Below are 24,441 nucleotides of genomic sequence, written 5' to 3'. Positions count from 1 at the left end.
CCAGTTGGGCGGCCCGCCCAACGCGTCCGTCACAAGGACCTAATCACCTCTGCCCTACCTGCGTCAAGGAAGCGGCCCATGTTTCAGGACGCCCACGGTTGCTGCACGATCAAAGGCCGTTCGAACCTGACACGCGCGTATGCCGGCGGCCCGTCAATCAGGTACCTGCGGGCGAGCCTCTTGGGTTCCAGCGCGAAGCGCCATGCCCATTCCATCCCATGTTCGCTGACCCAGTGTGGTGCCCGGACCACTCGTCCTGCGAGGAAGTCGACCACCGCCCCAAAGGCAAGAAGCGCACCGGCTCCGGTCAGCGAGCCGTATTCGGCAATCCACAGTTCTTGACGCGGTTTGCCCAACCCAACAACCAAGATGTCGACCCGCGCATTGGCAATCTCCCTGGCGATGGCGGTGGATGCGATGGAGTCCGAAAGCGCGGCCCGCGGGGGTGCCCACCAGCCAGCAACAACAAGGTCTGGCCGGGTTTCACGCATCTGCCGCTTAAGGAGTCCGTGGGTCTCCGGGGATCCGCCTAGAAAGCCCACTCGGACTTCCCGCTCAACGGCTTCGCCCAGCAAAGGCCCGATGAGGTCGCTTCCTGCAAGTCGGGGCCATTTCTCTCCCGTCAGCCGGCGTGCCTGGGTCACCAGGGGTGCCCCATCCAGCAAGCTCAACCAATTTACTTGTCCGCGAAGCCCCGCACGGGGCCGGAGTCCGGCTTCGCTGTCCGTCAGGATCTTGGCCCACGGCCCGTTGGTACCAAAGTGCTTGATGTGGTCCAGGTTGACGGAGGCCACAGCCAATGGTTTTTCCCCATGGTTCTTCCCTCGTTCAACGATGAGTTCCACGGCGGGGTCGAACGCCATCAAGTCAACGGCTGCACCCCCAAGCACAATGCGGGTATTCAGGGCGCTCATGAACCGGCCCCACATGCAGCATCAAATTTATTATCAACTAATTCACGGTCTCTGAAATTCAAATAAACACACCGCCCAAACGCGACTATCACGTCAATTCTTAAATTAACGTGCGGTATGTCCGAATGACTACCTAAAAGGTAGCCTAAAATCAATATCAGAGCCTGACCATGCGTACTTTTTCTGTCGGCATACGTAGCTGCACAAGTACTTTATGGGGACTGCAGGTAGTCTTATAAGAATATAAACCTGCAGCACAATTGGAGAGAATCCCTGCGTGGGATTCTCCCCAATTAGTGGCGCCGACGAATGGTAGCTATGCGCGAACCACCATGCCGGCCCCGACGGTTGCATTGCTACGCTCATCGATGAGCACAAATCCACCGGTCTCCCGGTTGCGGCTGTAGGGGTCTGCCAGCAGGGGGCTGGTTGTGCGCAGTTTGACACGGCCGATCATGTTCAGCTGCAACGCGCTGGCCCCCTCGTTCCGGTGCAGGGTGTTGACGTCAAGTTCGTAATAGATGTCCTTGACGAATGCCCTAGTCCGGCGCGTGGTGTGCTTTATGGCGAATTTTTGCCCGGGCCGCAGGGGTTCGTCACTCATCCAGGCAACCATGGCGTCAATATCCTGGGAGACTTCCGGCTGATTGTTGGGCCGGCAGATCATGTCCCCGCGGGAGATGTCAATATCGTCCTCCAGCCGCACGGTCACCGACATGGGAGCAAACGCTTCCTCGACCGCCTTGCCGCCGTAGTCTATGCCCGAGATGCGTGACGGCATCCCGCTGGGCAGTACGATCACTTCATCGCCAACCTTCATCACACCGCTGGCAATTTTTCCCGCATATCCCCGGTAGTCATGAAATTGATTTGAATGGGGCCGGACCACATATTGGACAGGGAATCTGCCATCAACCAAGTTTCTGTCGCTGCCCACATAAACATTTTCCAAATGATTAAGCAATGGTGTACCTGTATACCAGGGCATGTTGTCAGACATCGACACAACATTGTCGCCGGTAAGTGCGGACACCGGAATAACCGTCAAATCAGGGATGTCCAGCTTTGCAGCAAATTCAATGAATTCGTCGCGGATCTCCTCAAATCTTTCTTCGGACCACCCCACTAAATCCATCTTGTTGATGGCCAGGACCAAATGCGGGACTCTAAGCAGGGAAACAAGGAATGCGTGCCTGCGGCTCTGTTCCAGAATTCCCTTCCGTGCGTCCACCAGGACTATGGCGAGGTCCGCCGTGGATGCCCCTGTGACCATGTTCCGGGTGTACTGGATATGACCCGGAGTGTCGGCGATGATGAACTTTCGCTTGGCCGTTGCAAAATAGCGGTAGGCCACATCAATGGTGATCCCTTGTTCCCTCTCGGCCCGCAGGCCGTCGGTCAGCAGCGCAAGTTCGGTATATTCAGCGCCCATGCTGACACTGGCACGTTCTACAGCTTCAAGTTGATCGGTAAAGATCGACTTTGAGTCATAGAGCAAGCGACCAATGAGCGTACTTTTCCCGTCGTCCACTGATCCAGCTGTGGCAAATCTGAGCAGATCCATCAGAAGTATCCTTCCTTTTTCCGGTCTTCCATGGCGGCTTCACTGAATTTATCGTCACCACGGGTGGCTCCGCGTTCGGTTATCCGTGTGACACTTACTTCTTCAATAACCTTCTCCACCGTGTCTGCTTCGGAGAGCACTGCGGCTGTCAAGGTTGCATCGCCCACTGTCCGGTACCGCACGGACTTGACCTCCGTGGGTTCGTTGGCAGTGGGCTGACAGAAGTTGTTGGCGGCGAACCACATCCCATTGCGCTCAAAGACTTCACGCTGGTGCGCGTAGTAAATCGGCGGGACACCTATTCCTTCTGCCGCGATATATTCCCAGATATCAAGTTCTGTCCAGTTCGACAGCGGAAACACCCGGATGCTCTCACCCACGTGCACTTGCGCGTTGTAGATGCTCCACAGCTCAGGACGCTGGCTCTTGGGGTCCCACTGGCCAAACTCATCCCGGAAGGAGAACACCCGCTCTTTGGCCCTGGCCTTTTCCTCGTCGCGGCGGGCCCCTCCCATCAAGGCGTTGAAGCCGTGCTTTGCTGCAGTTTCCAAGAGCACCGGGGTCTGGATTCGGTTACGGGAGCCACTGCGGTCCTCAAAGACCACGTTGCGATCGATGGCGTCCTGCACGGATCCCACCACCAGGTTGACCCGATATTTGGAGACGCAAAGATCACGAAATTCAAGGACTTCGGGGAAGTTGTGCCCGGTGTCGATGTGCAAAACGGGAAACGGTATGGCCGACGGCGCGAACGCCTTGGCCGCAAGGTGGAGCATGACTATCGAGTCTTTGCCACCGGAGAACATCATGGCCGGGTTCTCCACTTCCGCAACAACTTCGCGAATGATGTAGATGGCCTCGGCTTCCAATACCTGAAGTTGTGTCAGGTGTCGTTTGGTCTGTCGTCTGTCTGTATCAATCATTTCAAGCCCCCCTCAGCAAATGTCTTAACTTTTTCCGTTTCGGCAGTAAGCGCCCTGCCGATGGCGTTCAATAGCAGCGAACCGATGTGCGGCTGGCACACCAGCAAATCTGGAAGGTAGGGATGGGCCTGGTTGTATTCCAGGGGTGTGCCATCGATCCGGCTGGTGTGCATGCCCTCCGCGCGTGCGGCAAACACCGGTGCTGCCGAATCCCATTCATACTGACCGCCCGCATGCAGGTAGGCATCCACCTCGCCGGCGGTGACGGCCCAGGTCTTGTAACCGGCGGATCCCATCGGCACGAGTTCAGCGTCCAGTTCTTCCGCAACCCGCAATGCAAATTCCGGGGGGCGGCTGCGCGAAACTGCGATTCGCAGGCGCGTTCCATCGCTGAAATTCGGCTTCCCTGCGGGGCGGTCCTGGCCAATCATGGTGCCCATGCCTGGAAGCGCCACGGCACCTGCAACAAGAGAGCCTTCCTCCCACAGCGCCACATGGACAGCCCAGTCCTTCCTGCCTTCGGAGAACTCCCTAGTTCCGTCCAAGGGATCGATGATCCATACCCGCTTCGCAGCGAGGCGGTCGAGATTGTCCGTCGCTTCCTCAGACAGGACCGCGTCAGCTGGCCGTTCACGTCCCAGCATCTCGGCCAAAAAGTCCTGGGAAAGCTTGTCGCCTCTGGCCTTGAGTTCCGGACCGCCAACATGTTGTTCACTCGCTTGCTGCTGGAGTTCCACGAGCATTTTTCCGGCGTCCCGTGCAAGCGAGACTGCCAGCGCCTGGTCCCGGCCGACGCCAAGTGGTTCCGCAACCCGACCTTGTGGGTTTGTCACGTTTTGGTATCTGATCATTAGAATGCCCCCTCTGGTCTAATTAGCATTTTTGCTGTCCGCAAAAGGATCAGCAGATCACCGGCCAATGACCAGTTTTCGACGTAGTAAAGATCCAGCCTGACGCTGTCCTGCCAGTCAAGCTCCGAGCGGCCATTGACTTGCCACATGCCTGTCAAGCCCGGTTTGATATAGAGTTTCCGCAGAACGCGTTTCTCGTACTTTTCCACTTCACTGGCCAACGGGGGCCGCGGACCGACGAGGCTCATGTCACCGATCAAAACGTTCCAGAATTGGGGCAGCTCGTCCAGCGAGTACTTGCGAAGCCATTGCCCGACGTTGGTAACCCTGGGATCGTCACGCAGCTTAAAGAGGGGACCCGCGCCTTCATTCAGTGCCAGCAGCGCGGCTTTGTCGTCCTCGGCGGTTTGGACCATGGAGCGGAACTTGTACATGAAGAACTTTTCCCCCGTCCGTCCGATCCGTTCCTGCCGGAAAAACACGCGACCGGGGCTGTTGCGGTGAATAACGATTGCCAGGACGATAAACACGGGTAGCAGGATCAGTAGGGCCGCCGCCGAAAAAGTTATGTCCAAGATCCTCTTCAACGCATGCTTCATCCCCTTGTACTGTGGGAGTTCAACATGCATCAGCGGCAGCCCCTCCACTGGTCTGGCATGTATGCGGGGTCCGGCCACGCTGGTCAGGCCGGTAGCCAAAATAATCTCCGTATCGGTTCCTTCAAGGTCCCAGCCGAGTTCCTGCACGTACCTACTTCCGCCCCTAACGGGCCCTGCAACGATGACGGCGTCTACATTGAACTTTTTGACTGCATCCACGACCGTCGTGATTGACGCCACCACCGGCACGTTCTCTTTCCCGTCCTTCATAAATGTTTGGGAGTTGCCGTCCGGCAGGGCCACACCGATGACTTGGTACGCGGCTCCGGACTTCTTTCGAACTTGCCCAATCACGTAGCTGACGTCCCTGCGCCGGCCCAGAACAATGACGCGGGCCAGGTAATGCCCGGACAGACGTTGCCAGTTCAACCAGCTACGCATGATCCAGCGGGACGCTAGGAGCCCTGCAATACCGAGCGGAAAGGCAAGAGCAAAGTAACCTCGCGCCACTTCAATGCTGAGTGCCATGGCCAAGATGGCCAAGATTCCCAGCAAGGAGACCGTAGCGGAGACTACCCGCTTGTATTCATCAAGGCCAAGTCCCAGCACGCGAATGTCGCGGGTCCGGTATATTCCCAAAGTTGCCAGCCAGAGAACCGCAACTACCACCGAAAAGGTTGGATAGCCAATCTCAAAGGTGGCAATTCCCAACTCACCGCCACCGGGGCCAAACCTCAGTTGTGCGGCCAGAAGCAGTACAACCACGAGCACGACCGTATCCGACAGCCATAGGAGTTGCTGGTACCTATTGGCCCAACTTGCTCCGGATTCCGCAACGGGCGTCCGGAGCAATCGGGACCTTATCTCAGGTCGGAAGCTCAGGCCCATCGATTTGTCGATTGGTCCCTCAAGCCGGCTCATGCCAACCGCTTAGCTTCGAAACTGATGGTGGAGAGGACCGACGACGGCTGGGGGAAAGTCTTGGTCTCAGAAGACTTTTCCGTCGCCGGTCCCGAATGTGGGAGCAGCCCACCAGGAATGTATGTTTTCCTGGAGGGCGTTGCTCGGGCATGATATTGTCCAACATTTTGAAGCATCACAAGTGAGTTCAGATTTTCCCAGGGATGAGCCCCGCAACTTGACCACATTATGTAGACCCCCTGAGACCTTTCCAAAGACTTGTAGAACTTTTCCGTCCGAAACGCTGAGACGATGCGTTTTCGACATGTTCAAGATGTTTCCGAATGTTGATGTCTCAACGTTATGGCGAATCAGGCCGGTCTACATCAGTACCGTTCACCCGTTTCCAACCCGGTGGCTACGCGCACTGCACGAACAACTACTTGTTTTGTGTTGCTGCCCGCATCCATACCCACCTTTCTCCCGTCGCTGCGGCTTAGCTGCCTTGCAACCACCACTCGGTAGGAGCCGAAATTACGCATACCCCCACGTATGGCCGTGCTGGCACAATCTGTGGCTATGGACATTTGGATGGGTGTGGCCGCTTTCGGGGTGGCAATTGTGGTTGGACTGACAGGCATGGGCGGTGGGGCCTTGATGACACCGGCCCTCGTGTTGTTCTTTGGGGTTCCCCCCTTGGCTGCGGTGTCTAGTGACCTGGTCGCCAGCGCCGTAATGAAACCTATTGGTTCACTGGTTCACTTGAGGCGAAATACGGTGAATTTGTCAGTGGTGAAGTGGCTGGCTGTCGGTTCAGTGCCGGCAGCGTTTTGCGGGGTCCTCATACTGAAGTGGATGGGACCGGGTGAAGCCGTCCAAGCTGGCGTCCGGACCGCCTTGGGGGCTGCCTTGCTGCTTTCGGCCGTGCTGTTGGCAGTTCGTTCCTACATCAAGCTGGTCCAAAGGGCCAAGGAACGTTCAATGCCGCCAGCGCCGGAAGTGCGGGCGGAGTTTCGGGTCAGGCCTGTTCCCACAGTGTTGTTGGGGGTTCTCGGCGGTGTCGTCGTCGGGATGACATCGGTGGGTTCGGGATCCATCATGATCATCGGCATGATGGCACTATATCCGGCAATGAAAGCCAACCAGCTGGTCGGCACTGACCTGCTCCAGGCGGTGCCGCTGGTGGCGGCTGCCGCTCTGGGCCATACGTTCTTTGGCGACCTTGACCTTGCTCTAACCATTCCGTTGCTGATTGGCAGCATACCGGGTGTCTACATCGGTGCACAGCTGTCCAGCAGACTGTCGGGTGGATTCGTCAGGAGGGCGTTGGCCTTTGTGCTGCTGGCCTCCGCATTGAAAATGCTTGGAGTTCCCAACCTCGCCACGGGGGTCGTCTTGGCCGTGCTGCTGGTCACTGCCCCTCTGATCTGGATGGTTGTGCGCCAACGCCACGGCCTGCCAGCCCTGGCCACGACAGAAAGCCATCAACGACAGCAGGCTGCTGCCTGCGTGGGCACGGGCCCCCTTGACAAGGAGAATTGAACATGATAACAACTGATCGAAGCGGCGCCACGGCCGCGATGCTGGCCCTCTCGGGTGCCAGCCTCGACGAGCTGGAGCTACTCTCCGGCGGGCTGTTCGCACCCGCTGACGGGTATTGCCTGCCGTCGGCGGTCCCCATCAACTGGCCGGCACCATTTTCCCTCAAAGTTCCGCCGCAGGTGGGACATGAGGCAGTTGCTCAAGCTGGATTGCTGTTAACCGACCCGGACGGCACACCGCTGGCCCGTCTGGACGTGGAGAGTTCGCATGTGTCTGTGGACGGTGAATCCGTGTACTTGGCCGGTCCTCTCACCCGGCTCAGAAGCGCGGAGCATCCACCTGTCAGGCGCCTGCGGATTACTGAGCCACTCCACCTCAGCGACCAAGCTCATTCGCCGCTCGTGGTCGCGGTTTTCTCTGAAACACCCCGGCCATGGCAGCTTGCCGCCGCCATGACTACCGCGTTTCAGACGAACTCACAACTGTGGCTCGTCGCGCTGTCTGGTCCACAACCCCACGGAAGGTACACGGTTTTAAGTTTGTTGCACGAACTCGAATCCGCGGCACTCCGTATCGACGGAGCGAAAGTTGGGCTTGTGGTACTGCCGGCAGACCCCCGTGAGGCATCTCGGCGGGATCACGTGCTGCAGAAGCACGTGTTGCGTTCCCTTGGCGCCAACCAGGTCCTTGACTACACGGTTGCCAACGGGATGCCCGCCGAGGTCCATGAGGCCGCGAACCTCTTGTCCCCCACTGGCACTGTAGTCTTTTTGACGGGCCTTTCCGGCTCCGGAAAGTCAACTGTGGCCCGCGCTCTGGCGGAGGAGATTCAACAGGATACAGCAGTTCCGCTCACCTTGCTCGACGGCGACGACGTCCGCAGGATCCTCTCACCAGGCCTTGGATTCTCGAAGGCTGACAGGGAGGCAAACATCCAGCGCATCGGCTGGGTGGCATCGCTAGTTTCGGCGACAGGCGGGATCGCTGTCTGCGCACCGATAGCCCCGTTTGACGCGACCCGCAAACAGGTGCGGAACATGGCTGAACGTGTTGGGGGGTTTCTGTTGGTCCATATTTCCACTCCCCTGCCGGTCTGCGAGTCAAGGGACAGAAAGGGTCTATATGCAAAGGCCCGGCGTGGCGAAGTCAAGGATTTCACAGGCATAGATTCACCGTACGAGTACCCATATGATGCAGACCTGCATCTGGATACATCCGAGCTGAGTATTGCCGAAGCTGTGGCGCGTATTCGCAGCTGCCTCGTTGACGCCGGCACTTTAAAACCAAGCCCGGTTAGGTCCGCTTCCCAGCATTTCTAGGGTTAGGTCTTTGCTGTTTGTCGCGATTTTCCAGGTAGCTTTTTGCCAGTCACGCACCGCGGGTGTTGCTGTCAACGACTTTTCGTTGCAGTTAACCCAGATGTTCCAGTCCTTGGTGGCAGGACAGCAGGTGTCCTGCCACCGACGTGAGTACAGCCCAACGGCCCGAGGGCGAGAAGCGAAGCCTCACTGAACGATGGTTTCCTTAAGTTCGGCTCGTGAGGTGACCTGCAGCTTGCTGTACACCTGGTACAGGTGTCCCTCCACCGTCCTGACGGAGATGTGCATGCGGGCCGCGATGGCCTTATTGCTTTGGCCGGCCGCGGCCTGTGCAGCGATTTCCTGCTCGCGCACCGTCAGGACCTGGCCGTCTTCGCTGCTGACCTTGACATGACCAAGCTTGAGCATGCCCCCACGAATGAGCTGTTGGGCTTGGCGCATGCTTTCCCTGTCCGCATTTTCACTGGCTATCTTCAGCGCTGCACGAGCCACATCCCGGGAAAGTAGGTCATCACCGACGTTGACGGCGGCTTCGGCCACACGTATGAGTGTGACGACGTCATTGCTGAGCAGACCCTGGCCAAGTCCTTCACAAATCCTGCCCATGGGGCCTTGCACACGGCTTGCCAGCGTCACGAGCCGTTGTGCGCCTGTGGTGCTTCCCAGACGTACCGCAGCAAGAATGAACACCATTTCAACTGCAGTTGTACGGTATGTGCGTTGCTCGTCAGCGAGCGCATACATTCGCACAATGGCTTTTTCCTTGGAAGCAAGTTCGGCTGTCGCAACTACCTGAAAGTAGGAGCAGGCGGTGGCAACGAGTCGGGAGGCGGAATCCACGCCGGATTTCCCCCTGTTCAGGAACTCCAACGCCGAATCGTTGTCGCCGATCAGTGCATAGGAGTACGCGATAGCTGCCGAGGCCAGCGCGCATGGTCCCAGCTCACCCAGCTGGTCCAGCTGAGTGGCAACAGGGAGCAGGTGCAGCAGCGCCTTCTCGGCCCGTCCGTTGTAGGCCTCCACAATGCCGTCAGCCAATTCCGCGAAGGCCGTGATGCGTGCGCCAATAAACATGCCTGTGGGTGACCAAAGCGTGTTGCGGCCCAATCCCTCGGCTGTCAGGGCCGTAACCACCGCTCCAACAAGCGCTGAATCGGTCAAGCCGAAGGCGATTCTGGCTCCCTCTCCGTCCATGAAATGGTGCTCGGTCTCTTCTGCAAGCTTTAAAGCATCCGCCATGCGTCCTGTCAGAATCCACGCTTGGATCAACCAATTCCCCGCCAGCAGCCTGGTTTCGCTGGAGCGCCCATGCTGGTATAGATGTTGGAGGGTGTCAATGGATTCCAGGTAGCGTCCGTCAAGCATCTGTTGTTCCACAAGACTCATGGACCAGTCTTCCCGCAGGTCCGCCAGCCCCGACGTCCGTTCGGCAGTCCCGGATCCTTCGACCTCCCCAGCCTCGCTGTCCAGGCGGGCCTTCACGCTGTACAAGATGCCTTTCGAGTCCATCTCCTGCTGCTGGCCGCGTGCCAAGGCACTGCGCAGGAACATCAGTTCAGTCCACTGGCGCAGGGACAGCTGTTCAAGCTCAAGTTCCGTGTCAAAGACGAGGCTGCGGGCTCTTGGTGCGTCGCCAAGAGCTAGCTGTGCCCTGGCTGTCTCGGGAATCAGGGCCGAAAGGCTTAGGTGACGTGGGAGCGATTCCAATATCCTCAGGGCCTCGCCAGGATATCCGGCACGTGTGGCTGCGCGTGCGGCAGTTACACCCTGTTCGAGATCAACCGGAATGCCGCAGTCCAGTGCCCATGTCGCCAGGGCAAACTCAACTGAGACCGCGGGGCCGGCGCCTTCCGGGGCGTTGTGAACGAGGCGGTGGAGTTCACGGCTTCGACCTGCAGGCACCTGCGCCCGGATGACTTGTGCCATGAGCCGGTTGCAGAGCCTGACCATTGCGAATTCTTGGCGTGCAATAGTCAAGTAGCCACGCTGCTGCAGTGAATCAAGTGCCTCGACATCGCAAATGTCCATCAATAGATTCAGTGACAGCCCTCCTGACAAGGCCAGCAGCTCCATCACGAGCCGCTCCTCCGGGGAAATTGCCCCGATTGCCGTCATCACGGTGTCTTTGCTGTTCTTTCCGCACACGAACGGCACGCCTGTGACAATCCACACTTCATCCCGCTTGATGAGTGTGCGGGCTTGAATCTGCTCGTGTATGACGACGTCCAAAAACCGTGGGTTGCCGCCACCGGCGTTCCACAGGGCTTTTGCGGCAGACGCTGATAGGGGGGCTCCAAGAGTATTCTCCAACCATCCGGCGGTGGCTTCCTCCGAAAACGGCTGGATATCGACTCTGCGCAGCAGCCCGTCTCGCCACAGGCCAATAATCTCTGCCGAGGCCGAAGTTAGCGACTCGCACGCCGCCAATATGGTCGCTACGCCTTCGACTGCAAGCTGAGCGATGACCATGGCCGAGCGGTCGTCCAAATCCTGGACGTTGTCAACGAACAAGACCACTTCCCTGCCCTTGGCCCGTTCCTTGATCGCCCGGGTGATGGCGCGCAAGACCACCAGCGGGTTGTCAAGGGAAACATCACCAAGCTCATTCAGGATCGACCCCAAAGCACCATAGTCGATTGTCGAAGCGCTCGAGCTGCAGCGGAGGGAAAGCACAAGCACCTTGGGTCCGATGACTTCCATAACTTGGCGCGCGACGTACGTTTTACCCACTCCGTACTCACCTACAAGGATGACTCCGACCTCCGCGTCCCCGGCAAGTGACTTGAGCACGGTCTCGATGACAGCTTCCCGGCCGGATCCGGTCTTACGTCCACGTATGTAGTCATCGCCACCGAGAGCATCGGAGGTGAATGAGTTGGCATAATTAAATTCCGTTGACGTGCTTGCCATGGCTGAGACCATCCGTTTCTGTTCCACAAGAGTCCATCTGTGTAAACTCTATGAATTTGCTGGCAACTCAGCACGGGTAGCAGCCACTTGTATTTCAAGTACTCAAGATTTCCTGCGCGTGCAAGTATACCTGCTCCAAGTAGAAGAAACAGCTGCACAACCAAGTACTCCAAGTGACCTCGGCAGCAGGGAACGGTTCGTATCAACGGCTCTGGGCAGGCATAGTTTCATGTAGAACTTCGCGACAGAAGCTTCCGAAGGCTGCACCAAGCGCCCGGGTTTGGCGCCGTTCTTGCGGATAATCAGCGGCGAGGGGACACAGCAGATTCGGTACGGCGCGGCACAGCATATCTGCCCGGGTTGGCTTATCGGGACCTTGGAACGTCTCGCCAAGTTCGGCCCGCAGCTGCAGGCATGGACAGCTGCAGGTATGGACAGGCCGGTTCCTAGTAGGCGCCCACAGGCGCTACAACTGCTTTGAACGTGCGCCAGAGGATGACTATGTCACCGGTAACCGACCAGTTCTCCACATAGTACAAATCCAGCCGAACCGACTCGTCCCATTCGAGGGCTGAGCGTCCGCTAACCTGCCACAGACCTGTGATGCCGGGCTTGACCAGAAGCCGCCGGTGGTCCGACTTTGCATAACGTGCCACTTCAGTTGCCAACGGCGGTCGGGGACCCACCAGGCTCATCTGGCCTGTCAGCACATTCCAGAACTGTGGCAGCTCGTCGAAGGAAAACCTGCGCATCCAACGGCCGCTGCGGGTGATCCGTGGATCACGGGACATTTTAAACAGCGGGCCCGCACCCTCATTTTCATCTTCCAAGGCAGCCAACCGGGCTTCGGCATCAACCACCATGGAGCGGAACTTCACCATTTTGAACGTTCCTTCATTGCGGCCCACCCGTTCCTGGAAGAATAGGGCCGGGCCCCGGGAGTCCAGCTTGACTATGATCGTCAAGAGCAGCAGCACTGGGGTCAGGACAAGCAACGCCGTGGAGGCCAGCAAAATGTCCATGACACGCTTGACCACATGCTTGCCACCCGAGTACTGGGGCAGCTCAACATGCATCAGCGGCAGGCCTTCCATGGGCCTGAAGTGCACTCGCGGTCCTGCAACGTTTGTCAGGCTGGAGGCGAGGACAAGCTCTGTTGACATGTCCTCCAACCGCCATCCAAGTTCCTGGATGGTGCCTGGGCCACCTGGCAGGGGTCCGGCCACCACAACTGCCTCGGCACGGGTCTTGTTCACCACATCCGCTATGTCTGCCATCGACGAAAGAACGGGGACTTCATACCAAGGCGGCAGTAGTTCCATTTCGGGCTCAAGGGTGGTCAGGGCCGCCGCGGCGACACGATAGCCGGAGACCAAATGGTTGCTCAAGTGCCCGATCACGTGCTCCACATCCTTCGGAGCACCTAGAACAACAACATTAGAGAGTGATTTTCCCGCTCTGCGCTGGTTGTCCAGCCAACGGCGCCACAACCACCGTTCACAGAGCAGCAAAGCAATCCCCAGCGGCAGCGCCACGGCAAAAAAACCACGCGAAATGCCAACTTGGAAGACTATCAGGAGCATGGCCATGATGCCGAACGCACGAAACGTCGCCTGCACCACTCGCCGGTATTCAGCAACACCGGATCCGAAGACGCGCTTTTCTCGCGAACGACACCATTCCAAGTCGACGTTCCACAGGAGAACTATTGACAGAGATATCCACAGGTAGGCGAGTTCTGAACCAACCAGGGACCCCTGGTGGTCTCGCGCGGCAAGGCGCCACACGTACGCCACGGAAACCACCCCTGTGGAGAGAAGGGCATCGCTAAGCCGCAGTCTGTTGGCATAACGTGAAGACCAGCTGGCAGCGCTGACGTGGCCTGTTGCCGCAACGCTGGCAGTGTGGGCGTCCCACACGGCGTGTTTGGAATCGCTCCCCTTCTGCCTGGCGCCGACAGCATTGGCCTTCAGCAACGGCGATTTGTGCAGACGCGCACGTGTCCTCAGCTCGGTCATCGCGCGCACACCTTCCCGGCACTCTGCCACTTGATATCCCTGGACCTGACACCGCAAGGTGAAGGAGCCGACGGCGGCTGGGGGAAAGCCTTGGTCTCAAAAGGCTTATCCGCCGCCGGCTCCGAATGTGGAGTCCACTTTTTTCTGGTGGACTGTGTGTCTGGTCGGTGAAACCAGCCTTGCTGGGTTGGGATTATGACACGACTGTTCCATAGGTCAAGGAACATGCCGGAGCCAAGGCAAACTGCCACTGAAGTGCTGAACATCCTGAGACCTTCCATCCATGCCGAGACCACCGAGACCTTGGAACAGTTCCAGTCAACGACAGAAGCAACGAAAGAGCACGAGTAATCCATACTCGAACATCTACGCGGGCAACTACTCAGTTCCACTCCGGGTACCTAAGACCGGCACACCGCCTACTCGGTCAATGACATGGATCGGCATAAATATCATGCTTCAATCAAGGTGGAAGACGGCGCCAGCCAGTAACGCTCAGGAGTGTGAATCAGCCGGGCTGCACACCCTACAGCACATCAGCCAAGTCATCCCGGCCAGAAATGCCGAGTTTCGTGTACGCCCTGTACAAGTGGCCCTCCACCGTTCGCGCGGCGATGGTGAGTTGCTGTGCAATGTCACGATCGCTCATGCCGCTGGCGGCTAAGCTGGCCACCTGAAGTTCCCGCTTGGTGAGCAGCTGCTTTGCACCAGCTTTGTCGGATGCATTCGATGGCGCAAGGCTTGCCACCACTTTGCGCTGATTCTTGCGCGCCTTCAAGGCCATCTTGTGTGCCGTGGTGGAATTGCCGCGCAGGCTTGCGGACTTCTTGAAGGCACGCTGTGCAAAGCCCAGCACTCCGGCCTGTTCCAAAAAGTCGCCGGCTTGGGCCAGTGCATTGCTGTCGCGACGATGAACAGCATCTGCGTACTGCGCCATGCACGCCGCCCATGACCCTTCCACAGCAGCAGCCACCTGCGCCACCCGCTCCACGACGCTGCTCTCCCCCAGCTCCAACGCCAAGACCAGCGCATTCAGCTCAAGCATGGCTGAACCCGAGTCTCGTGCAGCGTCAGCCTGGGCCAAAAGCTCAGCCAGTGCGCCGCCGTCGGGCTCCAACACATGCATTGCAGCGGAAACGAATGCACGTTCATGGGCCACGACCACGAACATGCCAGTGCTTTCCACATGCTCAGCCACAAGCCGGACCGCCAGCTCCACCTGGCCCAGCTGTGCGGCAGCATAGGCCGCCATGGCCGTGCAATAACCCAACAACTGCTGCGGGTCGCTGAGCTGCAGGGCCTGAAGTCCTGCAGTCAGTGCGTCTAGGGCCTCGGTCATCTTGCCGGCACGCAGCAAAGCCATGCCTCGCACAACGCCGGCCCCTCCACCAAACGAAAACACAATGGGGCCGGTTTCCAAGGAAAATTTCTCCATGATGTTCGACGCCGTTGCCCAGTCGCCAGCGCACAGCACAGCCGTCAATTGTCGTAGCAAGATGCTCTCAGGCAAGAAGTACACATCATTTTCTTCGACGTGTTCAATGGCGTAGGCCTCCGCGGCCCGCCGCATGCCTTGCACCGGAAACCCCTGCGCGGTCAGCCTTTCCGAATCCATGGCCAGCGCCATGGTCAGTTTAAGTCTGTCCGAGTCCGTGGGCAGCTCCTGCTCGGCGAGCAGGAGCGAAGTCAGGGCAGTCATTTTCGAGTAGTTGCCGGAACGCGAAAGCGCCATCAGCTCAATGATGATGGCGCCGTCCTGCGAGCGCACACGTATGGCGTTTGCATGCTCTGGATCCTTCTTGGCCAATTTTTCACCGGCTTCACGCAGCTCCTGCGCATCCGTCCAAAGCGTACTCGGTGACATGCCCAGCACTGATCTGGTCGATGCGCGCAACATGCTGCCAAACAGCATGTCGTCTATGTTGGCACCGTCCTCCAGCAGTGCTTCCATAAGCTTGAAAGCGCCCCGATAGTCGCCCAAATTGTACTTGGCTCTGGCTTTGACCATCGTGGCTCTGAGTTTGTATTGACCATCCACAATATGGTCTGCAAGAACGATTGCCGTTGCCGACTGGAACATTTTGCTGGCCAAGACTGCTGCCCGCAACATGGTGTGGTCGTCAACCTCGGCACCCACTTCCACAGCCCATAGAACTCTGCGCAGCAGCGATTCTTTGCTATCTGCGTCCCCGCTCAAGTCGCTGACCAGTTGCTCATGAAGAAGACGGCTTTGGGTCACCGGCACCAACTCCCGAATGACTTCGCCATAAATGGGGTTGGCCAGCACCACGAACGTGGATTCTGGCGGCTGGTAGCTGACCAGCCGCCAGTCAAGCAGCTCCTTGCTCACCGTGTCCGGGACCAGCTCACGAAATGAGGAGACATTCAATGGCTCTGAGAGTGCCACCAGGTTAAGTGCCTGCTGCGCCTCCACCGAAAGCCCCCGCAGCACGTACCTGACCGCATCCTCCAGGCCTCTGCCGTGAACCTTCAGTTGAGGTTCGCCAACCCACGTTTGACCCCGGCGGACCAATAACTTCTGCTCCACTGCCTCGGTGACAAGCAAGTACAGGAACAACGGGTTTCCTGCAGCTGTGGACCAGAAGTGCCAGCTGGTGGCCTGCAGCACCGGGCCACCCAACATGTTCTGGCAGAAGGCGTGCCCCTGTTCCTGATTCAAAGGGCGCAGGAATATATTTTCGGCCACACCTGCCGTCCATAATTTTGACAAGGGCTCAGGCAGTTCATCCCGGCTTGAATGCGACAGCACCACGTTGATTGTTCCGGTTTTGGCAAGGACTGCCAGTAGTTCTGCCGTTCCTTCATCAATAAAATGTGCGTCATCGACGACAACAAGAGGCAAGTTTCCGCGGTTCGAGAGTTCTGCGTTGCGGTTGTCTTTCAGGTTTTCCCTGAGCCGCTCAATCTCTGAAAGCAGCTGCCGCAGCACGCCCAGCCTTGAGTCACCGCTGCAAGTGTCCATCCCTACAAGATAGGGCGCCAGCACCCCGTAGGGGATCCTGGCCAGCGACTGTGAACCATGCACTGTCAGGACGGGGACTTGTTCTATAGAAACTTCCACCAGCCTGCGCAAAATGGTGGACGCACCGAGTCCTCTGTCGGAGGTGATAAATACAGCCCTGCATTCCTCGGCATGAAGCGCTGTGAGGATGTCGGCCAACTCCGCCTGACGACAAAAGGGGCGTTTTAAACTCGTGCCAGGTGCTGGTGGCTTGCCTATGGATCCGGCATTCAAAGATTTACCCACTTTTCAAGTTCAGCACGCGAAGTGATGCCCAGCTTAGCGAAGATTTGATACAGATGACCTTCCACTGTACGCATGGAAACACCAATTTTGGCGGCAATTTCCCTGTTGGTCATGCCTCGTGCAGCCAACCCCGCCACCTGCAGCTCCCTGGGTGTCAATAACTTCGCGGCATGTCCCACCAACTCGTCCTGGTGGGAAGCCGTCGCATTTAGCCGGATCCTAGCTTCCCGAACCACGCGTTTTTCGTCAGCACCCATGGCGAGTTCAAGTGCCAGCTTGTTCGCGTGCTGCTCGATGGCCGTCAGTTCCAAGTCATTGGCCAAATCTGCTGCCTCAAAGGCATAACTCGCTGCTTTGCCCTCGTATGCCCGGGCCAACAAGACGCTGATGCTTGCCAACGGACCTTGGCAAGGTCGTGAAACTTCGTCCAGAAAACAATACTGCTCTTCGACACCGAGCGTGACCGCAGCCAGAAGCCCTGTCGATGCGGGGGTGGGCCGGCCATTCTCCCAATCGACCTTGGCTGCGTGCACCAGCGACTGCAGGGCTTCCGGATCCCCTAAGGCATGCAGGGCCTGAGCTCGAAAATAGTCGGACAGGGTTCGGTTGATCCACAGTGTTTGCGGGTTGGCCGCGTCCGCCATGGCCAGGTATTTTCTGGCTTGTTCCGGCTCCTCTAACCTGACATAGACACAAGCAAGGACCGAGTACACCAACTCAAGACTCTTATAGGTGTTCCTGACCTCCAGCTGCGCTGCGGCTGTCAGCAGCACTTCAGCAGCCTGCATGCTCCTCCCAGCAGACGCGTACACCACCCCCAGTGCCAATTCCATGACCCCGCCGCGGTAGTGCAGCGCCTCATTGGAATACTCGATGGCCTGCCGCAACTCAGCCTCGCATCTGCGCCACTGTCCGCTCCACGTCAAGGCCAAAAGACGCCCATAAAAATGCCAGTCGTTCATGCGCAACACAACATTGTGCACATTAGTTTCCGCGTCGATGGCCTCTGCGAGCTCTACAGCGTCCAGCTCACGCCCCGTTGCTGCCAACGCAACGCTCAGCAGGCTGGCACAGTTGAGCCTGTACTTGCGATCGCCGGATGCACTGCTTCCTTCCTCGAGGCCTGCCAGCACCTGAGAAAATTCACCCCGATGTACCTGGACCTCAAAACGTGCCAAGTTGACGAACTTTTCAGCTTCAATGCGTTCCGCCGGCGAGGCTCCGTTCATGCGCAGTTCTGCTGCTGCCAGGACTTCCCCGATCCGGTCATCGCTCCCCGGGATCCACAACAGGGCTACAGCCAAGTCCAGCGCCCAAGAGGCGTAATCCGCTGCAGAGAGTTTCTCCAGCACAGCCGGTTCGATTATTTCAAGCACGTCCGCCGCTTGAGCGTAGTTTGCCATGATGTAGTGGGCTCGACTGCGTTTTTGAACTGCCTCCACAGCAAGGTGATGCCCGGCCGGAATGTGAGCACTGTAGGTCAAGGCCAGCTGAGGATCAAAATAGTGCAGGGCCGCCTGGGCAGCGGCCAGTGCCACGGTTGGTTCGAGCACCATCCCTGCGCCATGAATCCACGCAGCGAAAGTTAGCAGTTCCTGCATGCCCATGGTGCTTGCATCCAGTGAGAGCTCGTTGCTCAACTCTTGGAAGTAGGCTGCCTTTTCAGCTGTTGTTAGCCGGTTGCGCAAAATCTCACCAATGTATGGTTCAGCAAAAGTGACTGTCCTGCGCCGATCATTGGCGATGGCTAAAAAGCCGCGTTTTTCCGTTGCGCTCACTGACTCGGCACCGAGCACGTCGATGGCCGTGGCAAGGGGGACTGCATTGAGGAGGGAAAATTTCTCTACACTTTTTCGCACTGATGGCGATTCACGCGCCAGGCGTGACTCAACCAACTCAAGCAATATGTCATCTGAGACTTGGTCAAGACGGGCGAATGGCACCCAAATGCCATCGTTCGCCCGCAGCAAGCCGCTACTGAGGTATTCACGAACCAACGCCTGGAGAACCAGCGGGTTTCCAGCGCTGGCCCCATGCAGTGACGCCACCACCGATTCAGCAACAGGACCATCCAGGGCTTTGACTAGCAGATTCCGGACCTCGGGTCTGGAAAACGGCCCTATCCGATGTTGCGCCATAAGCCCGTCCTTAACCATCCAGACCAGGTCTTCGGGCAGATCCACGACACTGCGTGCTACGACAAGCATCTTGGCCTTGCCGCCCAGGACAAGATGCATCAAGACACCCATGCTTAGAGTGTCTATGCCAGGGAGATCATCAATGACCACCACAATGGGTCTGCCATGAGCTTCTTGGAGAATCTGTTCCACCAGGCCGCCAAGAACCGCAGACGGGCTTTCTGTCTGGTGGGCGTTCAACCTCGCTAGGTAAACGGAAAAGATTGCGTACGGTACTTCAGTTGCGGCCCCCGAGCCGAAAAGACGCACAACATGGTTTGTCTCCCCCAAGCGGTGGGCCACACTGCGCGCCAGCGTGGTTTTCCCCACGCCTCTTGGCCCCAGAATGACCGAGCCGTGAAATTGTGGCGAACGGAGGGAAGCCACCACAGTGTCAATGGCTTCTTGACGCACAAGTGATGACCAGCGACGTCGCTCGGCAGCCCCCATAGCCCGCCGTTGTGGCCGCTGCTCACCCTGAGTGGACTCTTGGGATGCTGAGACCCCCCAAGTTGCTGTCATATTAGATCTTCCCCTACGTCGCGCAGCCCCCGCATGGTCAGATGCCGATCCACGCTGTCGCAACTTATTGTGATTCTAACAGCGTTTGTGACCTGAATCTCCGCAGTGGCGAGCCACCTCCGCGATTCTTTGATCCCTGCAGCAGCAAATAAGCCCGCAGCTTCCGCCGCAACGACTGAACAGGAGCTTGAATTCAGTGGATTTCCCGCGATCCTTGGTTCAGCTATCAGCGGCCTCTAGGAATACCTGCAGATTCATGGCGGCCACTGCATCATTCCTGACATCTAAGAAGGGAAAGTCCACCGAGAACGCTAAGGTTCCGCCAGCGGCTGTCCGCCGTGTGTAGTCACGAGGCCCGAAACGCGAAGGTACAACCGTGCTTCCACCCCATGAAAGTTGGCGGCTCATGGCTACCCGCCGCAACATGGTCTCACCCACGTATCACTCAGCAACAGCCTGAAAGCAGTTTTCATCTCGAACACGCATTGAATGCGCGCTCTAGTTGAACTTTTCCTGGGCAGCCAACAACCCTTCGGAAATGAGCAGTTCAACAGCATCTGCAGCATTGTCGATCAAAAACGGCAAGACCTGGTTTTCGGCGGTCGAAAAATCGCGGAGCACATGGCTGGCCGCATCGGCGCGTCCTGGGGGACGGCCGACTCCGGCGCGCACACGGTAATAGTCCTTGGTGCCAAGCATCCGGGAAATATCGCGCAGGCCATTATGGCCGCCTTCACCGCCACCCAACTTCACCTTGACCGTGTCAAAGGGGATGTCGATTTCATCGTGGATGGCAACCGCGTTCTCTGCCGGGAGGTTGTAGAACTTCGCGAGTGCCGCCGTCGGGCTTCCACTGAGGTTCATGAAGACGCCCGGCTTGGCCAAAATTAGTTTGTGCCCGCCAGCGGACAGACGGCCCGTGGCAACCAGTGCCTTCGCTTTATGGGTCTTGAAAGTGGCCCCAAGGCGGGAGGCGAGTTCCTCAACCACCATGTAGCCAATATTGTGCCTGTTACGGCTGTAGCCGGGCCCGGGGTTTCCGAGCCCGACTACAAGCCAAGTATCACTCATGGGTGATGATTACTCAGCAGCAGCTACAACGTCTTCGTCAGCTTCTGCAACAACAGCCGGCTCGGCGAAGTGCACGATCAGCAGACCACCGTCGGTCACCAGCTCGCAGTTTGCAGCCAAGACCAGGTCCGAGGCGAGGATGTGCTCACCAGCGGCGCGGCCGTTGATGTCAACCTCAACGTGAACCGGAACGTTCGTTGCGTCGGCGGACAGGCTGACAACAACTTCTTCCTGGTTCACAACGACGGAAGGAGCCGGCTCGCCAACGAGAACAACGGGAACGTCAACAATGACCTTCTCGCCCTTCTTAACAGTCAGCAGATCAATGTGCTCAACGATCTGCAGTACGGGGTCGCGCTGCACATCCTTGACTAGGGCCAGGTGCTTGGTGCCGTCAACGGTGACATTCAGAAGAGCGTTGGCGCCGCGGATGGCGCGCACGGTTTCGCGCTCCGGCAGGACGATGTGCAGAGGGGCTTCGCCGTGGCCGTAGATGACGGCGGGGATCTGCTTGGCACGACGGATGCGTCGGGCCGCGCCCTTGCCGAACTCGTTGCGGGCTTCGCCGATAAGGTTCAATTCAGACATGAAAAAACGCTCCTTCATTCTTTGGTGTGGGCGTGGACTAAACAGGTCGACACAACCCACAACACGAATGCCAGGAGCGCAGAAGACCCAGTCGATCACGGACACCCACTCAATGGGGCGTCCCTCGCCAAGGTTTACTGGACAATAATAGCAGAACGACAGCGCCCGGCAGACCGGTGCCGTGCCGGGCGCGGCCGCAGCGCCGGAGTTTCCATAGGCGACGTCAGGAAGGCCAAGGCCATCCGCCGCCGATGGCCGGAAAGTCACCGAGGGAACCCCGGACCGCTGTCAACTGCTACGCGTGGCCGTCGAACAAGCTGGTGACGGAGCCATCTTCGAAGACTTCCTTGATGGCCCGTGCCAGCAGGGGTGCGATGGAGAGCACCGTGAGTGTCTCAAAGCGCTTCTCCGGCGGGATCGGCAGCGTATCGGTGACCACGACTTCACGGGCGCCACAGTTGGCAAGGCGCTCGGCGGCAGGGTCGGAGAACACAGCGTGCGTGGCGGCGATGATGACGTCCTTCGCACCGGCGTCCTTCAACACGCGCACGGCGCCGGCAATGGTTCCGCCGGTGTCGATCATGTCATCGATCAGAACACAGGTGCGTCCCTTGACCTGGCCCACAACGGTCTTGGAAACAGCCTGGTTGGGTACGGTCAAGTCACGTGACTTGTGCACGAACGCCAACGGTGCGCCACCAAGACGCTCTGCCCACTGCTCAGCCACGCGCACACGGCCGGTGTCGGGCGAAACGACAGTGACGGCGTCGTCCCCCACAATCTTGCGGATGTGCTCTGCGAGCAGCGGGATGGCGAAGAGGTGGTCCACGGGGCCGTCGAAGAAGCCCTGGATCTGCGCGGTGTGCAGGTCCACGCTCATGATGCGGTCCGCGCCGGCGGTCTTGTAGAGGTCGGCGACGAGGCGGGCGGAGATCGGCTCACGGCCGCGGCCCTTCTTGTCCTGGCGCGAGTACGGGTAGAACGGCGCAACGACGGTGATGCGACGGGCCGAGGCGCGCTTCATGGAGTCAACCATGATCAGCTGTTCCATGAGCCAGTTGTTCAGCGGGGCCGGGTGGGCCTGGATGATGAACACTTCCTTGCCGCGCACGCTCTCGCCGGAGCGGACGTAGATCTCACCGTTGGCAAAGTCGTAGGCGGACATCGGCAACAGCTCTGTCCCCAAACAGCGTGCCACTTCCTCAGCCAGCTCCGGGTGTGCCCGGCCGGACGCCAACACCAACTTCTTGTCGACGTTATGGACTAGTTCGCTCATGGGTTCGCTTTCTCGCAGGGGTGGGGTCGGTGAGAAGTCTTAGCTGGCAGCATTTGCTGCATTTTCGGTGGCTTTTTCGGCTGCTTGGGCGGAGACGCTGCCCGGGCGGTTCGCGGCGGTCCAGCCCTCGGCATTGCGTTGCGGGGCCACGGTAAGAGTCAGTGCACCGGCAGGAACGTCCTTGCGAACAATGGCGCCTGCCCCGGTGAAGGCGCCGTCGCCGACGCTCACGGGTGCCACGAACACGGTGTTCGAGCCTGTGCGCACGCCGGAGCCGATCGTGGTGCGGTGCTTGTTCACGCCGTCGAAGTTGGCTGTGATGTTGCCGCAGCCGATGTTGGTGTCCTCGCCGATCTCGGCGTCACCGGCATACCCCAGATGGCTGAGCTTGGAACCGCGGCCGATGATGACGTTCTTCGTTTCGTAGAACGCACCAATTTTTCCGTCGGCGCCCAGCACCGTGCCGGGGCGCAAGTACGTGAAGGGCCCCACGTGGGCGCCCTCGCCGATGATCGCGCCGGTGCCGTGCGTGCGGGTCACTTCGGCGCCGGCTGCGATCTGTACGTCCGTCAGTGTTGAATCCGGACCCACGACGGCGTCACTGGCCACCGTGGTTTGTCCGTGCAGTTGGGTGCCGGGCAGGATGGTGACGTCCTGGGCCAGCTGCACAGTGGAGTCGATCCATGTGGTGGCGGGATCAATGACACTCACCCCGGCGCGCATCCAAGCCTCCACGATCCGGCGGTTGTGCTCTGTTCCCAGGGCAGCCAGCTGCACGCGGTCGTTGGCTCCTTCTACCTGCCAGCGGTCGGTGGTGGAGACGGCGGCGACCCGGCCGCCGTCGTTCCTGGCCAGCGAAAGGACGTCGGTGAGGTACATCTCGCCCTGGTTGTTGTCCGTGGTAACGGCCTGGAGCGCCTGGCGCAGCACGGCCGCGTCAAAGGCATAGATGCCGGAGTTGACTTCGCGGATGTCGCGCTCGGCGTCGGTGGCGTCCTTGTGCTCGCGGATGCCCAACACGGTACCGTCCTCGTGGCGCAGGATACGGCCGTAGCCGGCGGCGTCGTCCAAAACGGCGGTCAGCACGGTCACGGCATTGTTGTCGGCGGTGTGCGTAGCGACCAGCGTGGACAGTAGCTCGGTGGTCAGCAGCGGAACATCTCCGTACGTGACAACCACGGTGCCGGTCAGTTCAGCCTGGGCATCGAGGGCTTCCAGCGCCTGCTGGACGGCGCGGCCGGTGCCCGGTATTTCATCCTGGTCCACAATCTGCGCGGATCCATCCAGCGCGGCAATGTGGGCTGCCACCTGGTCGCGTTCATAACGGACAACCACGGCAAGCTTTCCGGGATTGAGCCCTTTGGCCGCTGCGAGTGCATGGCCCACCATGGAAATTCCACCGATGGTGTGCAAGATCTTGGGTGTGCGTGACTTCATCCGGGTGCCTGCGCCTGCAGCCAGAACTATGACGGCTGCCGGTGTGTCGGTGGGGATTTCTTTGGGGCTCACTAAGTGGCACTCCTGCCCGGATCAATGTCCGTTTTTAAACGTACTCAATGGGAAACAGTTCCATGGTACCCGCTCAGTCTGGATCCCCGATCCTTCGCAATGTGGTTCCGCCCATAGGATTCGAACCTATACTCCACAGCTCCAAAGGCTGGGGTGCTGCCATTACACCAGGGCGGACCATGTGCCACTTGCTCTCGCCAGAAGCTCACGAGAATATAGTGTGCCACGGCGGGAGGCAGTTGCGCGAGTTGAGAACCTCGCACCCACCCAATGAACCATGGCCCAGTGATGAACGTCACGGTTGCCGGAGGGTGCTGGCAGCTGCGAGCCGTTGAGTTCCAATGGTGCGCCACAACAGGAACTGCCCTCTACGTCAGGCTGGTTGTGAGTCATTCGTGTCTTTTGATTAAAGGAGCCAGCCATGTCATCAATTACGAAGGGTTATACAAGGGATGAGATTCGTGGGTTGGTCCATGAATATTATTTGCAG

15 protein-coding genes and 1 tRNA gene are annotated in these 24,441 nt (G+C 58.7%); 2 read left to right on the top strand and 14 right to left on the bottom strand.

Translation table 11 applies throughout. The features are described 5' to 3' along the window. Window positions 1–83: 83 nt before the first annotated feature. From JMA46_RS14060 to JMA46_RS14040, 5 genes are all read right to left on the bottom strand, one after another. Window positions 84–914 (bottom strand): WecB/TagA/CpsF family glycosyltransferase, encoded by an 831-nt coding sequence (locus JMA46_RS14060; protein ID WP_247647319.1) that lies wholly within the window; start codon window positions 912–914, stop codon window positions 84–86. Between the two features lie 316 nt (window positions 915–1,230). Then, the gene (gene cysN / locus JMA46_RS14055; protein ID WP_207345970.1) at window positions 1,231–2,478 is read right to left on the bottom strand and encodes a sulfate adenylyltransferase subunit CysN; all 1,248 of its coding nucleotides are present in this window, start codon (window positions 2,476–2,478) and stop codon (window positions 1,231–1,233) included. Next, complete coding sequence (gene cysD, locus JMA46_RS14050) at window positions 2,478–3,401, bottom strand: sulfate adenylyltransferase subunit CysD (RefSeq protein WP_207345969.1); 924 nt, start codon at window positions 3,399–3,401, stop codon at window positions 2,478–2,480. The genes cysN and cysD overlap by 1 nt, the downstream gene beginning before the upstream one ends. Then, window positions 3,398–4,234: a 3'(2'),5'-bisphosphate nucleotidase CysQ gene (locus JMA46_RS14045; RefSeq protein WP_348770177.1), complete on the bottom strand. Its 837-nt coding sequence runs from the start codon at window positions 4,232–4,234 to the stop codon at window positions 3,398–3,400. Before JMA46_RS14045 ends, cysD begins: the two co-directional genes overlap by 4 nt. 17 nt (window positions 4,235–4,251) lie before the next feature. Further along, the gene (locus JMA46_RS14040) at window positions 4,252–5,739 is read right to left on the bottom strand and encodes a sugar transferase (RefSeq protein WP_207345979.1); all 1,488 of its coding nucleotides are present in this window, start codon (window positions 5,737–5,739) and stop codon (window positions 4,252–4,254) included. Window positions 5,740–6,330: 591 nt separating this feature from the next. On the opposite strand from JMA46_RS14040, the gene JMA46_RS14035 reads away from it, so the two are divergent. Both JMA46_RS14035 and cysC read left to right on the top strand, forming a co-directional pair. After that, the gene (locus tag JMA46_RS14035) at window positions 6,331–7,293 is read left to right on the top strand and encodes a sulfite exporter TauE/SafE family protein (RefSeq protein WP_247647318.1); all 963 of its coding nucleotides are present in this window, start codon (window positions 6,331–6,333) and stop codon (window positions 7,291–7,293) included. 2 nt (window positions 7,294–7,295) lie between these two features. Beyond that, complete coding sequence (cysC, locus tag JMA46_RS14030; RefSeq protein ID WP_207345967.1) at window positions 7,296–8,612, top strand: adenylyl-sulfate kinase; 1,317 nt, start codon at window positions 7,296–7,298, stop codon at window positions 8,610–8,612. A gap of 186 nt (window positions 8,613–8,798) precedes the next feature. Here the strand turns inward: cysC and JMA46_RS14025 are convergent, their stop codons facing one another. The 9 genes from JMA46_RS14025 to JMA46_RS13985 form a co-directional block, all read right to left on the bottom strand. Next, entirely contained in the window at window positions 8,799–11,522 is a 2,724-nt protein-coding gene (locus tag JMA46_RS14025) for a LuxR family transcriptional regulator (protein WP_207345966.1), read from the bottom strand. Between the two features lie 446 nt (window positions 11,523–11,968). Further along, a complete protein-coding gene (locus tag JMA46_RS14020) occupies window positions 11,969–13,540 on the bottom strand; it encodes a sugar transferase (RefSeq protein WP_207345965.1) in 1,572 nt (523 codons plus the stop codon). A gap of 526 nt (window positions 13,541–14,066) precedes the next feature. Then, window positions 14,067–16,808, bottom strand: coding sequence for a LuxR family transcriptional regulator (locus JMA46_RS17655; RefSeq protein WP_207345964.1), 2,742 nt, complete (start codon window positions 16,806–16,808; stop codon window positions 14,067–14,069). Continuing rightward, window positions 16,793–19,435, bottom strand: coding sequence for a LuxR C-terminal-related transcriptional regulator (locus JMA46_RS14010; RefSeq protein ID WP_348770179.1), 2,643 nt, complete (start codon window positions 19,433–19,435; stop codon window positions 16,793–16,795). The genes JMA46_RS17655 and JMA46_RS14010 overlap by 16 nt, the downstream gene beginning before the upstream one ends. Window positions 19,436–20,005: 570 nt before the next feature. Beyond that, a complete protein-coding gene (pth, locus tag JMA46_RS14005) occupies window positions 20,006–20,578 on the bottom strand; it encodes an aminoacyl-tRNA hydrolase (RefSeq protein WP_207345962.1) in 573 nt (190 codons plus the stop codon). Window positions 20,579–20,587: 9 nt separating this feature from the next. Beyond that, window positions 20,588–21,166 (bottom strand): 50S ribosomal protein L25/general stress protein Ctc, encoded by a 579-nt coding sequence (locus JMA46_RS14000; protein ID WP_207345961.1) that lies wholly within the window; start codon window positions 21,164–21,166, stop codon window positions 20,588–20,590. Between the two features lie 295 nt (window positions 21,167–21,461). Further along, complete coding sequence (locus JMA46_RS13995; RefSeq protein WP_207345960.1) at window positions 21,462–22,442, bottom strand: ribose-phosphate diphosphokinase; 981 nt, start codon at window positions 22,440–22,442, stop codon at window positions 21,462–21,464. Between the two features lie 39 nt (window positions 22,443–22,481). Then, a complete protein-coding gene (glmU, locus tag JMA46_RS13990; protein WP_207345959.1) occupies window positions 22,482–23,951 on the bottom strand; it encodes a bifunctional UDP-N-acetylglucosamine diphosphorylase/glucosamine-1-phosphate N-acetyltransferase GlmU in 1,470 nt (489 codons plus the stop codon). A gap of 102 nt (window positions 23,952–24,053) precedes the next feature. Continuing rightward, a tRNA-Gln gene (locus JMA46_RS13985) sits at window positions 24,054–24,128 on the bottom strand. Window positions 24,129–24,441: the final 313 nt, after the last annotated feature.

The sequence above is a fragment of the Arthrobacter sp. E3 genome (assembly GCF_017353415.1).
Classification (GTDB): Bacteria; Actinomycetota; Actinomycetes; order Actinomycetales; family Micrococcaceae; genus Specibacter.
This window is presented reverse-complemented; position numbering and strand designations above follow the sequence as displayed.